This is a genomic window from Frigoribacterium sp. RIT-PI-h (assembly GCF_001297205.1).
GTDB lineage: Bacteria > Actinomycetota > Actinomycetes > Actinomycetales > Microbacteriaceae > Frigoribacterium.
In genome coordinates, this window is sequence record NZ_LHOZ01000046.1 from 1 (window position 1) to 14,378 (window position 14,378).

Here is a 14,378-nt window from a genome sequence, read left to right on the forward strand (position 1 = left end):
CGCCGCCCGCCTCTCCGAGCACGGCCTCCCCGTGCCGGGCGGTTCGGTGCTGAGCGCCCCCGACGTCGACCGGGTGCGCGAGCTGCCCTCGGCAGCACTCGCCCGTCGGCCCGGACCGGGGCCCCCCGCGCCCCCCCGCCCTGCCGCGCCCACTCCGCCCTCACGCCGCGCCCACCCCGCCGCGACCCCCGATACCTGCACCACGAAAGGCCGTCATGTCCCCTGTCTCACATCCCCGCCCCCTGCTGATCGTCGTCGGCCAGGGCTACGTCGGCCTACCGCTCGCCATGCGAGCCGTCGACGCCGGTTTCCACGTCGTCGGGCTCGACGTCGACCGGTCGCGTGTCGAGGCCCTCGCCACCGGCATCTCGTTCGTCGAGGACGTCCCCGATGCCCAGGTCGCCGCGGCCCTCGACTCGGGCCGCTACACACCGCGGTCGTCGCTCGAGGGCATCGACCACTTCGACCACGCGATCATCAGCGTGCCGACCCCGCTCCGCGAGACCCTGCCCGACCTCAGCTACATCGAGGCGGCCGCTCGGACGCTCGGGGCCGTCCTGCGGCCCGGCGCGACGGTCGTGCTCGAGTCCACCACGTCCCCGGGCACCACCGCCGAGGTGCTCGTTCCGATCCTCGAGGCCGTCAGCGGGCTGTCGGCAGGCCGTGACTTCCACGTCGGATTCAGCCCCGAGCGCATCGATCCCGGCAATTCCGAGTGGTCGTTCCGGACGACCCCGAAGATCGTCTCGGGCATCGACGACGCCTCGCTCGCCGAGGTGACCAAGCTCTACGACGCGCTCGTCGACGTGACGGTCCCGGTCGCGGGCACTCGAGAGGCCGAGCTGGCGAAGCTGATCGAGAACACGTTCCGTCACGTCAACATCGCCTTGGTCAACGAGCTGGCCGTCGCCGCGCACGATCTCGGGATCAACATCTGGCAGGCCCTCGACGCGGCCGGCACGAAGCCGTTCGGTTTCATGCAGTTCATGCCGGGCCCCGGCGTCGGGGGGCACTGTCTGCCGGTCGACCCGAGCTACCTCTCGTGGGAGGTCCGACGCAAGCTCGGCCGATCGCTGCGTTTCGTCGAGCTGGCGAACGAGGTCAACGAGGGCATGCCCGAATACGTCGTCCGGCGCCTCGAGGCCTTGCTGAACGACGAGTCGAAGGCGGTTCGCGGTGCGAACGTGCTGCTGGTCGGTCTGTCCTACAAGGCCGACAGCGGCGACGTCCGAGAGGCGCCGGCGGTCCGCATCGCACGCCTCCTCGCTGCTCGTGGGGCATCGGTCACGGCGGTCGATCCCCATGTCTCCGATCGCGACTGGCCGGCGGGTGTCGTCCGCTCCGAGCTCGACGACGAGACCGCGTCGTCCGCCGACGTCTCCGTGGTGCTCACGCGACACACCGACGTCGACCTCGGCGCGCTCCGCGGTCGCCTGGTCCTCGACACCCGCAACGTCGTGGACGAGCCGACCCGCGTGGTCCTCTGACCCGCCGTGACCGGTTCCTCCTCATCGTCACCTCCCCCCTCCTCCCGACAGCAGAAAGCACGCTCGTGACCGACTCCTCCTCCACCACCACCACCTCCACCTCCCCCTATCGAGGTCTGCGCGTGCTCGTCACCGGCGCGGCCGGGTTCATCGGCTCGGCCCTCGTGCCGCGCCTCCTCGACGCCGGAGCCACGGTCGTCGGCATCGACGTCCGCCAGGGCCACACCGGGCCGGGCTACGAACACGTCCAAGGCGACGCCGCGGCACTGACCGCCGACCAGCTGCGTTCCTTGCGTCCCGACATGGTCGTCCACCTCGCGTCGGTCGTCGGGGTCGTCGCCGCGTCCGCGGACCCCGAGGCCACCCGGTCGACCATCCTCGGCATGACCGCCCGGTTCGTCGACCTCGTCGAGGGGCTCGGCGGAGTCCGCTTCGTCTACGTGTCGTCATCCGAGGTCTACGGGCAATCCACGTCGTTCCCCCTCGTCGAGACCTCGCCCCTGTCCCCCCTGTCGGCCTATGGGTGCGCCAAGCGCGAGGCCGAGGAGCTCGTCCTGGCCGAGACCGAGGCCGGACGCCTCGACGGTGTCGTGGTCCGGCCCTTCAACGTGTACGGGCCCGGCCAGCGCACCGACTTCGTCGTCACGCGGTTCGTCGAGCAAGCCCTTCGCGGTGAAGACGTCACCGTGGTCGGCTCGGGTGACCAGCTCCGCACCTTCACCTACGTGGACGACTTCGTCGACGGTCTACTCCGGGCGGCCGTGCACCAGGGCGACGAGCGTCTCTTCAACCTGTCGGGCCACGAGACGTGGACCGTCGGCGCACTCGCCAGCACGGTCGTCGACCTCGCCGACTCGTCCAGTTCCGTCGTCTCGACCGCCCCGACCGATCTCGGTCGACCCCGCGAGATCGAGGTCGAGAACCGGGTGGCGAGCTGTGACCGGGCCCGGCGCGTGCTCGGGTACCACCCCCGGGTCGGCGTGCTCGAGGGCGTGGCACGCTGCGTCGCTGCCGCACGGGCCGTCGAGCACGGCGACGTGGCAGCGACGCTCGTCGCCGGGTGAGAGCTGCTCCGCGCGGCTTTCGTTCCGTCGACGTCGGTCGACACGACCCGGTGCACCCCGAAGGGCACCCGGCCTCTCCGGCCGGGTGCCCTCCGGGGTCCCGGCGCGGCAGACTGGACCCATGCGCACCTGGGTGAAGATCTGCGGCCTGTCCACGCCCGAGACCGTCGACGCCGCCGTCGAGGCCGGGGCCGATGCCGTGGGATTCGTGTTCGCGGCGGGCAGTCCCCCCCCGATCGCCCCCGTGACGGCGCGCGAGCTGGCGGCGCGGGGGCCGGCGGGCGTCGAGACGGTGGGCGTGTTCCGTGGCCAAGGCATCGAGACGGTGCTCGAGCGGGCCCGCGCCTCCTCGGTCTCGACCGTGCAGTTGCACGGCGACGAGACGCCCGCCGATGTCGCCACGGCCCACGCGGCGGGGTTCCGTGTCATCCGCGCCGTGAGCGCCGCGTCCTACGCGGCCGAGCCCGAGGAGGCGCGGGTCGCCTTCCGCGAGGACGCCCTGCTGCTCGACGCGGTCGCCCCCGGTGCCGGTGCCACCTTCGACGCCGGCCCGCTGCTCGCCGCGCCCCCCGCGGGGGACTGGCTGCTAGCTGGGGGGCTCACACCCGACAACGTGGGCGGTCTGCTCGCCGGGCTGCGGCCCCTCGGCGCCGTCGGCGTCGACGTCAGCTCGGGCGTCGAGTCGTCGCGCGGGGTGAAGAGCGTCGAGCTGATCCGGGCGTTCGTGGCGGCCGCCCGGGCCTGACGCCCGGACGCCTGCCAAGGATCGCTCACCCGGCGCGGAAGTCACCACCGAGCCCGGTGCACGCCGAGCTGCGTCTCGACTACCGCGCGGTGCCGATCAGGGCCCGGGCATCGGCGACCAAGCGGTCGACGTGCTGCTCGGTCGTGTCGAACGAGCACATGAGGCGCACCTCGCCCGTGGCCCGGTTCCAGTCGTAGAAGTGGTGGGTCGCGCGCAGGGGCTCGACGACGTCCCGGGGCAGGACGACGAAGACGGCGTTGGCGTCGACGCGCTGTGTCACGGTCACTCCCGGCAGCGTGGTCAGTCCGGCGGCGAGGCGCGCGGCCATCGTGTTGGCCCGGGTGGCCGAGCGCAGCCAGAGATCGCCGTCGAGCATCGCCAGGAACTGCGCCGAGACGAAGCGCATCTTCGAGGCCAGTTGCGCATCCATCTTGCGCAGGTAGACCAGGCCGGCCCGCGCCTCCTCGGAGAAGGTCACGACCGACTCGCCGAGCACCAGGCCGTTCTTCGTGCCGCCGAACGACACCGAGTCGACGCCGACGTCGCGCGTGATCGCGCGGAGCGGCACCCCGAGCGAGGCCGCCGCGTTCGCGAGACGCGCGCCGTCGAGGTGGACGCGCATGCCGAGCGAGTGCGCGTGGTCGGTGACGGCCCGGATCTCGTCGGGTGTGTAGACCGTGCCGAGCTCGGTGCTCTGCGTGATCGTGACCGCCAGGGGCTGGGGGCGCTGCTGGTCACCCCAGCCGTAGGCCTGTCGGTCGATCAGCTCGGGCGTCAGCTTGCCGTCGGGAGTCGGCACCGTCAGCAGTTTGAGGCCGCCGAGGCGCTCGGGCGCCCCGCCCTCGTCGGTGTAGACGTGCGCGGTCGTCGCACAGACGACGGCGGCCCATCGTGGCGTGAGTGCCTGCAACGCGGCGACGTTGGCACCCGTCCCGGTCAGGACGGGGTCGATCGCGGCCCCCTCGCCGAACGTCTCGACGATCACCTCGGACAGCTGCGCCGTGTACGGGTCGGCCCCGTACGAGCCGACGTGCCCGCCGTTCGCGTCGACGATCGCCTGTAGCACCTCGGGGTGGGCTCCCGCGTAGTTGTCGCTGGCGAACGAGTGGACCGAGGGATCGTGGAGGCGCGTCACCCGTCGATTCTGCCCGACCGGCGCCCTTCGACACGTCAGGAGGCGCGGGGGAGGGGGCAGCGTCGGGACCGTTCGAGTCGTGGTGCGGCAGCGACACCTTGTGCAATGTGAATATCATACGTAGAGTACATGTGACACATCGTCGACTCGATGTCGCGCCCGGTCGGACCCACCGGTCGTTCCTTCCACCCCGAGAGGCCCGTCATGCTGTTCGCTCACGCCCCGAAACTCGTCCTGGCCGGTTCGTACCCGGCGATCCGGCCGGTGGCCGATCGTGCCGCGGCGCTCGACGCCGAGGTCGTCGTGCTCTCGTCCCCGATCACGGCTCCGATCGACGACATCGTCGGCTTCGACTGGGCCGTGGTGGCGGTCGACGGCGCCACCCCCGTGGCGGAACAACTCGACCGGGCGGTCGAGAGCCTCGCGGGCGGTCTTCGCCGGGGTGCCCTGGTCGTGGTCGCGTCGGAGCAGCCCGTGGGGCCGGCCGCGCGACGGTTCGCCACCGACCTCGCTCGCGTCACCGGACTCCCGACGGGCGAAGCGTTCGCGGTCGCGGCATGCGAGGCGGGCGCGATCACCTGGGGGGTCGACGACCAGGCCGTCGACGAGGCCGCGCACCTCGTCTCCCGCATCGGACTCCCGGCCCTGGACGGTCCGCCCGCCGTCTAGTCACGCCGTCGCGACGGCGGCGGCCCGTCGGCCCCGCCCCGTGCGTGCGACAGGATGGACCCATGGGTGGAGTTCTCGTCGGGTTCGCGATCATCGGTGCCGTCATCGCGACCGGCTACGTGGTGGGGCGCGTCGACCTCCTCGGGGCGTCCGGCCATCGCGTGCTCTCACGCCTGGTGTTCTTCGTCCTGACGCCCTGTCTGCTCTTCTCGACGATCTCGCAGGCCGACGTGCACGTGCTGTTCTCCCGACTGCTCGTGGTGTCCGCCCTCGCCTCGCTGCTGGCCGCCGTGCTCTCGATCGTCCTGCTGAAGTTCGTGCTGCGCCGCAGCACCGCCGAGACGACGATCGGAACGATGGGCGGCGCCTACGTCAACGCGAACAACATCGGCCTGCCGGTGGCCACCTACGTGCTGGGCAGCGCCACCTTCGTCGCGCCCGTGTTGCTGTACCAGCTGCTCGTGCTCACCCCGATCGTGCTCGCCGTGATGGACACGGTCACGAACCGCGGCAGCAGCATCGGCCGCACGATCGCCCGCCCCCTCACGAACCCCCTGCTCATCGGGTCCGCTCTCGGTGTGCTCGTCGCGGTCACGGGCCTCGAGATCCCACAGGCCGTGCTCGAGCCGTTCCAGCTCGTGGGCGGGGCCGCCGTCCCCGTCGTGCTGCTCTCGTTCGGGATGTCCCTGTACGGCTCGAAGCCCTTCCAGGCGGGCCAGGGGCGCGCCGACATCGTCGTCGCGGTCGTCCTCAAGCTCGTCGTGATGCCGGTCGCGGCATGGCTGCTCGGGGCGTTCGTCTTCGACTTCGACCGCGACGAGCTGTTCGTCGCGGTCGTGCTGGCGGGCCTGCCGTCGGCCCAGAACGTCTTCAACTACGCCCAGCGGTACCAGACCGGGGTGGTCGTCGCGCGCGACACCGTGTTGGCGACGACCATCTTGTCGGTTCCCGTGCTGGTGCTGGTCGCGGCGTTGCTCGCCTGACCCGCGCCTCCTGGTGTCGCGCGTCGCAGGCGAGCGGGACCGGGGGTCAGAAGATCATCGGACGGTCGTCGTCGAGCTCGGTCTCGAGGTCGAGGTCGACGACCACCGGCACGTGGTCGCTCGGGGCGTCGCCCTTGCGCTCGTCGCGGTGGATGGCCGCCGACGTCACGAGGTCGTCGAACGCCTTCGAGCCCAGGATGAAGTCGATGCGCATGCCCTCGTTCTTCGGGAAGCGCAGTTGCTTGTAGTCCCAGTAGGTGTAGCCCTCGGGGCGGCGGGAGCGGACGACGTCGGTCAGGCCGATCTCCTCGAAGCGGAAGAAGGCGTCGCGCTCGGGCTGGCTGACGTGGGTGTGGCCCTCGAAGACCGACATGTCCCACACGTCCGTGTCGAGCGGGGCGACGTTCCAGTCGCCCATCAGAGCCAACGGCTGGTCGGGGCGCTCGGCGAGCCACGTCTCGGTCTCGGCGGCGAGCTTGGAGAGCCAGTCGAGCTTGTAGTCGTAGTGCGGGTCGCCCAGCTCGCGGCCGTTCGGGACGTAGAGGCTCCACAGGCGGACGCCCTCGACCGTGACGCCGATCGCGCGCGCCTCCTTCGGCTGGTCCGGCCCTTCCTGCCCCTTCGCGAATCCCGGTTGCGTGGGGAACGTGATCTCGACGTCCTCCATCGGCAGGCGGCTGACGAAGGCGACCCCGTTCCACTGGCTGAGGCCGTGCAGCTCGACCTCGTAGCCGGCCTCGCGGAAGGCGTCGTACGGGAACTGCTCGGGCTTGCACTTGATCTCTTGCAGCCCCGCGACGTCGACGTCCTCGCGGACGAGCCAGTCGACCACCCGGCCCACTCGAGCCCGGACGGAGTTGACGTTGTAGGTCGCGACGCGCATGCCGACCACGGTACCGGGCGAGCACGAGACGGGTCGGCCTCGTCATCTCGTTGCCCGAAGGGCATCGATGCACTTCCCATCGGGCAACGACCGGAGTAGAAACGAGACATGTCGCATGAGCGAGGAGGAGGGGTGGGTCGGCCCCCGCACGGCAGCCGGTACGAGCGGGCACGCAGCGTCACTCCCGTGAGCATCGCGACGTACCCGAAGCGTCACCAGGTCTCGGTGGACGTGCGGTTGGCCCGTCTCGCCCGCTCGGCGGTCGTCCGCTACGAGGACTTCTTCCTGCCGACCGGCACCTGGGCCGACCTGCACCGGCTGACCACGCGGTCGATCGATCGGTCGTCCCGAGGCGGTCGCTGAGCCGGCCCGCCCCGGCGTTCCCGGGCCGTCTGCTCTACCATGGGTCTCCGTGACCGACGCACGCACGCAGCTCATCGACTACATCGGCTCCGAGGCCGTCTTCCACGGCGACTTCACGTTGACCAGCGGCAAGAAGGCGACGTACTACATCGACCTCCGCAAGGTCAGCCTCGACCACCGCGTCGCGCCCTTGATCGGCCGGGTGATGGTCGACCTGATCGACGAGGTGCCCGACGTGTTCGCCGTCGGCGGGCTGACGATGGGAGCCGATCCCATCGCCGCCGCCGTGCTCCACCAGGGCGTGGCGCTCGGCAAGGACTACGACGCCTTCGTCGTCCGCAAGGAGCCCAAGGACCACGGCCGCGGCAAGCAGGTCGAGGGGCCCGACCTCGAGGGCAAGCGGGTCGTCGTGCTCGAGGACACCTCGACCACGGGAGGGTCACCGCTCGCAGCAGCGAAGGCCCTCGAGGCCGTGGGAGCCGAGATCGCTGCCGTCGCCGTCGTCGTCGACCGCAGCACCGGCGCCCGCGAGGTGATCGAGGCGGCCGGCTACCCCTACTACGCCGCGATCGGGCTGGAAGACCTCGGGCTGAAGCCGTGACCGACGACCGGCGGGGCGACGACGACGGCGACGACGCCGGGCGTGACGACGCCAGCGACTGGCTCGCCGCGCAGTTCGACGGCGCCGAGGGCGATGACTCCGAAGACGACGGGGCCGAGCGTGACGGCACGGCGGTCGACACCCCGTCCGGAGGCGCGGGTCGCCTTCCCGACACCGCCCCCGAAGACGTTCCCACCCAGGCGTTCGACCTGCCGCCGGTCACACGAGCGGTCGAGGTGCCCCACGACGCCGGACCCGAGCGGCCGGTCGACCCGGCTGCCGGGCCGGCGTCCGGGGACTCGTCCGTGCCGCCGCCGACCCCCCTGCCGTTCGTCGTGCCCGACTCCCCGGCCGGGACGCCTCCGCCGAGGACCTCGGGCCACCCGCAGGCCCTCGACCTCGGAGCGTTGACGGGGGCCGTGCCGCCGCCGCAGCCTCCGTCCTCCGTGCCGACTCCGGACCTCCCCGCGCCGTCCGAGTCACCGCAGCCCGACCCGGAGTCGGCGGGTGACGCCGATCCCGCCGGTCCGCCGTCGGTTCCCGCGGACCAGGGGGATCGTGCCGACGGCAGCGACGAGCCGGGGCCGTTCACGGCACTGATCTCGGCACCCCGGCCCGAGTCCGCCGTACCCGCGACCTTCGACTGGGACGCTCTGCCCGAGCCCGAGCCCGAGCCCGAGCCGGAGCCCGAGCCCGAGCCCGAGCCGGAGCCGGAGCCCGAGCCGGAGCTGGAGCCCGAGCCCGAGCCGCAGCCGAACCCTGCGCCCCAAGCGACGCCCACGCCCACGCCCACGCCGGAGCCTGAGCGTGAGCCCGAGCCAATGCGGGCCGTCGAGGCCCGCGAGGGCGGTGTCGACGCGCCGTGGTGGGTCGAAGAGCACCACGAGATGACCAGGCGTGAGCGTCGCCTGGCCGAGGCCGCCGCGGCAGCCGCGGCCGCGGCCGCCGGCGGGGTCGCGTCCGGCGTCCCCGGAGCCCCGTCGGTGTCCCCCCCCGCCTCCTCCGCCGAGGTGCCGTCCCCCCGGGCGCCCGAGACCGCGCCCTCCACGAGTGGCGACCGCGAACCCACCTTCACCGAGATCCTCGGCGTCGTCCCGTCCGACTCCGCCGAGGACGCCGAGCTCGCGGAGGCACGGCACGAGCCGGAGCACGCCGTGCCCTCGGCCGACGTCCCCGCCGCCTGGTCCTTGTCCGGCTCGGGCGAGGTTCCCCTGTCCGACGCCGAGCTGTCGCGCGACGCCGACGCCGACGTCGAGCCGTCGCGCGACGCCGACGCCGACGCCGACGCCGACGCGGATGCCGACGACGAAGGCCTGGACGACGCGGCCGAGGTGACGACCGCGACCGCCCTGTTCGCGCCTCCTCGTTCCGCCCTCGACGATCGCCCCGGCGTCGCCGACAGCCGCGAGGTCGCCGACGCCCCGGACGACGCCACCCAGGTGCTGCCCGGCGTCTCGATGAGTGCTTCCGCGCCCCTGGCGGGCGAACGACCGCGCCGCGAGGTCGGCGGAGCCGGCGTCTTCGTGCCGCAGACCCGCCCGGTGGACGAGAGGCCCGCCACGTCACCCCGCACGGCGGGCCTGGCCGAGTGGGTCCGGACGCACAAGGTCCTGGTCGCCGTGGGGGCCGGGCTCGTGATCGTGCTGCTGCTGGTCGCGTTGTTCTTCATCTCGAGGTCGCTGTTCGCCTCGACCGACGACGTGACGAGCAGTTCGTCGGCCGCCGCGGCACCGACCGCGGCCCGGACGGTGACGGCCTCCCCGGCCGAGCCCGCCGCCGAGGTCGCCCCGGCCGGGCCGCTCGCGGCCGGCACCCACTCGTACGCCGACCTGCAGGGCGGCGAGTGCTTCTCGACGTTCGAGTCGGCCTGGCAGCAGGACTACGACGTCGCCGACTGCGCCCAACCGCACGTCGCCCAGCTCACGCGCCTGGGAACCCTCGACGGTGACGCGACGGCCGCCTACCCGGGCGCCGACGTGTTGCAGAGCCAGATGAACCTGCTCTGCACGGGCTCGGACGCGCTGGACCGTCAGGCCGCCGCGGCCTACCCCGACGTCCAGCTGCTCGCGAGCTTCCCTGCCGACGCCGACGCGTGGGCCGCCGGCGACCGCACGTATTCGTGCTTCGTCAACCGCAGCGGCGGCGAACCCCTGACGACCAGCCTCGTCGCGGTCGCGGGCTGACGGATCGACGCGGCACGAGCCTCCTGGGGCCCTAGGCCTCGGCCGGCACCACGTCGGACTCGATCGGTTCGCTGCGCACCAGTTCGTGCACGCCGGCCAGGATCTCGTTCGGCCGGAACGGGTACCGATCGATCTCGGCCTGGTCGCTGATGCCCGTCATGACGAGGATCGTGTGCAGGCCGGCCTCGATGCCGGCCATGATGTCGGTGTCCATGCGGTCGCCGATCATCGCGGTGTTCTCGCTGTGGGCGCCGATGCGGTTCATCGCCGAGCGGAACATCATCGGGTTGGGCTTGCCGACCACGTAGGGGTCTTTGTTGGTCGCCTTCGAGATCATCGCGGCGATCGCGCCCGTCGCGGGCAGCACGCCGTCGGCGCTGGGGCCCGTCGCGTCGGGGTTGGTCACGATGAACCGCGCCCCGCCGAGGATCAGGCGCACGGCCTTGGTGATCGAGTCGAACGAGTAGTTGCGGGTCTCGCCCACGACGACGTAGTCGGGGTTGGTCTCGGTCATGATGAACCCGGCCTCGTGCAGGGCCGTCGTCATGCCCGCCTCGCCGATCACGAACGCCGACCCGCCGGGCATCTGCGAGCGGCAGAAGTCGGCCGTGGCGAGGGCGCTCGTCCAGATGCGCTCTTCGGGCACGTGCAGGCCCGACGCGCGCAGACGGGCGGCGAGGTCGCGCGGCGTGAAGATCGAGTTGTTGGTGAGCACCAGGTAGGGGGTGCCCTCGTCCTGCCACTGCTGGATCAGCTCGGAGGCCCCGGGCAGGGCGTGGTTCTCGTGGACGAGCACGCCGTCCATGTCGGTCAGCCAGCATTCGACGTCTTCGCGTGCACCCATGCGGTCACCTTAGCGACGTGCCCTGCGAGGCGAGGTGCCCTGTGGGCCGAGGAGGCGCGGATCGCCCCTGTGGGGAACGCCTACCCTGGTCGGGTGCCCCAGGACGACCGCCGCGACCCCACCCACTCCGCGCCCGGAGCGGCCGACCTGCCCGAACCCGGCGACCTGCCCGAACCGACCGTCGCACCCGAACACGGTGTCGGCCCCTGGCCCGGTGAGGAGGCCGCCTGGCCCGAGGGGGACCACTGGGACCTCGACCTGCTGCGCGAGGGCGACCGGCGCAACGTGATCGACCGTTACCGGTACTGGACGATGGAGGCGATCGTCGCCGACATCGACTCGCACCGGCACCCCTTCCACGTCGCGGTCGAGAACTGGCAGCACGACATGAACATCGGCTCGATCGTCCGCAGCGCGAACGCCTTCGCGGCCGACACCGTGCACATCGTGGGGCGTCGTCGCTGGAACAAGCGTGGCGCCATGGTGACCGACCGCTACCAGCACGTCGTCCACCACCCCGACGTGGCCACGTTCGTCGAGTGGGCCCGAGGCGCCGGCCTGCCGATCCTCGCCATCGACAACGTCGAGGGGTCGGTGCCGATCGAGACCTACGCCTTGCCCGAGCGGTGCGTGCTGCTCTTCGGGCAGGAGGGGCCGGGGCTCAGCCCGGAGTCGATCGCCGCGGCCGACGCCGTGATCGAGATCTCGCAGTTCGGGTCGACCCGCAGCATCAACGCCTCGGCCGCCGGCGCGATCGTCATGCACGAATGGGTGCGTCAGCCCCGGTTCTGACCGCGGCCGACGCCGCCCGCCCCGCGCCCGGGTACGCCCTCCGTCGGCCGCCGCCGCTGGCGGGGCCCCCATGCCCCCCCCGCCCCTGCGCGGCGCGCCCGAGCCCCGGCTGCCCGCCGAACCCGCCGTCGTCGCCGACCTCGAGAGCCTCACCACCGCCGAGGTCGTCACGGCCCACCCCACCTCGTCCCTGGCCTGGGCGCTGCTCAGCGACGAGGCCGCCGCCCGCGGGGCCGACCTCGAGGCCTACGCCTACGCCCGGGCCGGCTACCACCGCGGGCTCGACGCCCTGCGCAAGGCGGGCTGGCCCGGTCAGGGCCCCGGGCCGTGGTCGCACGCGCCCACCCGCGGCGTGCTGCGTTCCCTCTTCGCCCGCCGCCGGGGTGCGGCCGCCGTCGGCGAGCCCGACGAGGTCGGGCGCCTGACGACGTTCCTCGCCGACGCCGACCCGAGCGTCCTGCCGACGCTCGAGGGTCAGGCGGGCTGACCGGCGCGACCGACGCCGGGAATGCAGGAGGCGCGGGCCACCCGACCCGCGCCTCCTGCGTTCCCGGCGCCGGCCGTCGGCCTCAGCCGATCAGTGACGGCCGCAGGTCGCGCAGAGTCCGCGCCCGCGTCATGCGGGAGGTCGCCACCCAGGTCAGCCCGAGCGCGCCGAGCAGCCAGGCGGCCAGCCCGCCGGCGTCACCCCAGGCCGTGGCCGGGCGGCCGCCGTACATCACCTGGCGCAGCCCGTCGGTGGCGTAGCTCATCGGCAGCACGAAGTGCAGGGCGGCGAGGGGTGCGGGCAGGGTCTGCCAGGGGAACGTGCCGCCGGCCGTGACGAGCTGCACGACCATCAGCACCAGGCCGAGGAACTGCCCGACGCTGCCGAGCCAGACGTTGAGCGTCATGATGATCGCCGCGAACGCCGCCGAGGCGAGGGCCATCAGTCCGATCATCCCGAGCGGGCGGGCGACCTCGAAACCGAGTGCCTGCGTGACGATCACGTAGAGCGCGACCATCTGCACGACCCCGAGCACGACCGGCGCCAGCCAGCCGGCCAGCGAGATGCGTACGGGGGCCTTGACGGCCGTGATGGCCCGCTTCGAGATCGGCTTCACGATCAGGAACAGCGCGTACATGCCGATCCAGGCCGCGAGGCTGATGAAGAACGGGGCGAGCCCCGCGCCGTAGGTGCCGGCGCTGGTCAGCGCATCGTCCTTCACCGAGACGGGGTCGCTGATGGCGCTCGCCTGGTCGTCACGCGTCTGCTCGGTGCTCGCGGGGATCTCGCCCAGTCCGCTCTGCAGGCCGTCGCGCAGCTGGGTCGTGCCGGTGTCGAGGCTGACGACGCCGTCGCGCAGCGAGGTCGACCCGCTGCTCAGGGTGTCGAGACCGGTCGCGAGGGTCGAGGCACCCGTGGCGGCGCTCGCCGCACCCGTGGCGAGCTGTGACGAGCCGGTGGCGGCCGACGAGATGCCCTGGGTCAGGGCCGGCGTGGCGGCGGCCAGGGTCGCGGCGCCGGTCGAGACCTGGTCGGCGCCCGTGGCGAGCTGCCCCACCTGGGTGTTCAGCCCTTGGATCTGTGTGTTCGCGTCCTGGAGGGCGGTGGTCAGCGACTCGGTCGCGGGGGCGAAGGTCGCGGCGATCTGCCGGATCTGCTCGTCGGTGTACCCCTGCTGTCTCAGGGCTTCGGCGATCTGCTGCTGTGCCTGCTGCTGGGCGGCGGGCAAGGCGGCCGCGGCCGTTGCACTCGTCGTGGCCGCGTCGGCCACGCCGGTGGCCAACGCGTCGTTGCCCGCCGCCACCTGGGCGGCGCCGTCCGCCAGGGTCTGGGTCTGCGAGGGCAGGTTCGTCGTCTGGGTCTTCAACGTCTGCAGCCCCGTGTCCAGCGCCGATGCCCCCGAGCTGAGCCGGCTCGTCCCGTCGGCGAGGGTGTGGGCCCCGGTCGCCGCGTCGGCCGCCCCGTCGGCCAGCTGGTTCGCCCCGGCGACGGCCGAGCCGGTGCCGGCGACGAGCTGGTTCGCCCCGTCGACCGCGCTGCCCAGGTTGGTGCGCACGTCGGCGAGGCCGACCAGCAGACGGCCCGCCGCCTCCTTGCCGACCTTCTCGGTGACCGAGGCCCGGATGGTCTTCGCCGCCTGCTCGGCGATCGTGGTCGAGAGGTAGCTGTTGACGTCGCTCGTCGCGAGGGTGATCTGGGCCCGCTTCGGGTCGTCGTCGCTCGCCGAGGTCAGGTCGTCGCTGAAGCCCTTCGGGATCGTGAAGGTGAAGTCGTAGGTCTGGTTACGCAGGCCCGCCGCGGCCTGGGCCGCCGAGACGACGTGCCAGTCGAAGTCGCCGCCGTCGGTGATCTGGTCGGTGACCTCGTCGCCGTAGTTGACCGTCTCGCCGTCGACCGTCGTGCCGACGTCGGTGTTGACGAGCGCGGCCGGGACCTGGTCGAGCTTCGCATAAGGGTCCTGGTTGGCCCAGAGGTACAGGCCGCCGTAGAGCAGTGGCACGGTCATCAGGGCGACGAGTGCCAGGCGGGCGAGCGGGGTGGCGGTGAGGCGCTGCAGCTCGGAACGGACGAGGGCGTAGATCTTCACGGCTGGTCGCTTTCGACGGAGGTGTCGGGGGTGGTGGCGACCGCGGTGTCGTCGGG

The 14,378-nt window shown here is 72.5% G+C and carries 14 protein-coding genes; 10 read left to right on the plus strand and 4 right to left on the minus strand.

Features of this window, described 5'->3' with window-relative positions:
- Positions 1–215: 215 nt before the first annotated feature.
- The 3 genes from AEQ27_RS03895 to AEQ27_RS03905 all read left to right on the plus strand — a co-directional run bounded on the left by AEQ27_RS03895 (position 216) and on the right by AEQ27_RS03905 (position 3,296).
- Positions 216–1,487 carry a nucleotide sugar dehydrogenase gene (locus tag AEQ27_RS03895; RefSeq protein WP_054145471.1) on the plus strand — a complete coding sequence of 424 codons (1,272 nt, stop codon included), beginning with the start codon at positions 216–218 and terminating at the stop codon, positions 1,485–1,487.
- A 65-nt stretch (positions 1,488–1,552) separates the two neighbouring features.
- Entirely contained in the window at positions 1,553–2,551 is a 999-nt protein-coding gene (locus AEQ27_RS03900) for an NAD(P)-dependent oxidoreductase (RefSeq protein ID WP_054145472.1), read from the plus strand.
- 121 nt (positions 2,552–2,672) lie between these two features.
- Positions 2,673–3,296, plus strand: coding sequence for a phosphoribosylanthranilate isomerase (locus AEQ27_RS03905; protein WP_054145473.1), 624 nt, complete (start codon positions 2,673–2,675; stop codon positions 3,294–3,296).
- A 79-nt stretch (positions 3,297–3,375) separates the two neighbouring features.
- On the opposite strand, the gene AEQ27_RS03910 is transcribed toward AEQ27_RS03905, so the two are convergent.
- Positions 3,376–4,431 carry a low specificity L-threonine aldolase gene (locus tag AEQ27_RS03910; RefSeq protein ID WP_054145474.1) on the minus strand — a complete coding sequence of 352 codons (1,056 nt, stop codon included), beginning with the start codon at positions 4,429–4,431 and terminating at the stop codon, positions 3,376–3,378.
- A gap of 204 nt (positions 4,432–4,635) precedes the next feature.
- On the opposite strand from AEQ27_RS03910, the gene AEQ27_RS03915 reads away from it, so the two are divergent.
- Both AEQ27_RS03915 and AEQ27_RS03920 read left to right on the plus strand, forming a co-directional pair.
- Positions 4,636–5,100 (plus strand): hypothetical protein, encoded by a 465-nt coding sequence (locus tag AEQ27_RS03915; protein WP_152970128.1) that lies wholly within the window; start codon positions 4,636–4,638, stop codon positions 5,098–5,100.
- 62 nt (positions 5,101–5,162) lie between these two features.
- On the plus strand, positions 5,163–6,083 hold the full coding sequence (locus tag AEQ27_RS03920; protein ID WP_054145476.1) for an AEC family transporter: 921 nt from the start codon (positions 5,163–5,165) through the stop codon (positions 6,081–6,083).
- 46 nt (positions 6,084–6,129) lie between these two features.
- On the opposite strand, the gene AEQ27_RS03925 is transcribed toward AEQ27_RS03920, so the two are convergent.
- Entirely contained in the window at positions 6,130–6,966 is an 837-nt protein-coding gene (locus AEQ27_RS03925) for an exodeoxyribonuclease III (protein WP_054145483.1), read from the minus strand.
- Between the two features lie 186 nt (positions 6,967–7,152).
- Between AEQ27_RS03925 and AEQ27_RS17685 the strand changes: the two genes are divergently transcribed.
- Genes AEQ27_RS17685 through AEQ27_RS18000 form a run of 3 tightly spaced genes read left to right on the plus strand, consistent with a single transcriptional unit; the run spans position 7,153 to position 10,113 of the window.
- Entirely contained in the window at positions 7,153–7,329 is a 177-nt protein-coding gene (locus AEQ27_RS17685; protein ID WP_161805473.1) for a hypothetical protein, read from the plus strand.
- A 49-nt stretch (positions 7,330–7,378) separates the two neighbouring features.
- On the plus strand, positions 7,379–7,930 hold the full coding sequence (gene pyrE / locus AEQ27_RS03935; RefSeq protein WP_054145478.1) for an orotate phosphoribosyltransferase: 552 nt from the start codon (positions 7,379–7,381) through the stop codon (positions 7,928–7,930).
- Entirely contained in the window at positions 7,927–10,113 is a 2,187-nt protein-coding gene (locus tag AEQ27_RS18000) for a septum formation family protein (RefSeq protein WP_054145479.1), read from the plus strand. The genes pyrE and AEQ27_RS18000 overlap by 4 nt, the downstream gene beginning before the upstream one ends.
- A gap of 31 nt (positions 10,114–10,144) precedes the next feature.
- On the opposite strand, the gene AEQ27_RS03945 is transcribed toward AEQ27_RS18000, so the two are convergent.
- Positions 10,145–10,957, minus strand: a complete 813-nt coding sequence (locus AEQ27_RS03945; protein WP_054145480.1) for an HAD-IIA family hydrolase — start codon at positions 10,955–10,957, stop codon at positions 10,145–10,147.
- A 147-nt stretch (positions 10,958–11,104) separates the two neighbouring features.
- Here AEQ27_RS03945 and AEQ27_RS03950 point away from each other — a divergent pair, with 147 nt between their 5' ends.
- Both AEQ27_RS03950 and AEQ27_RS03955 read left to right on the plus strand, forming a co-directional pair.
- Positions 11,105–11,749, plus strand: a complete 645-nt coding sequence (locus AEQ27_RS03950; RefSeq protein ID WP_054145484.1) for an RNA methyltransferase — start codon at positions 11,105–11,107, stop codon at positions 11,747–11,749.
- A gap of 70 nt (positions 11,750–11,819) precedes the next feature.
- Positions 11,820–12,236, plus strand: coding sequence for a DUF3151 domain-containing protein (locus AEQ27_RS03955; protein ID WP_054145481.1), 417 nt, complete (start codon positions 11,820–11,822; stop codon positions 12,234–12,236).
- 82 nt (positions 12,237–12,318) lie between these two features.
- Here AEQ27_RS03955 and AEQ27_RS03960 read toward each other — a convergent pair whose 3' ends face one another.
- Positions 12,319–14,322: a YhgE/Pip family protein gene (locus AEQ27_RS03960; RefSeq protein ID WP_054145482.1), complete on the minus strand. Its 2,004-nt coding sequence runs from the start codon at positions 14,320–14,322 to the stop codon at positions 12,319–12,321.
- Positions 14,323–14,378 lie beyond the last annotated feature (56 nt).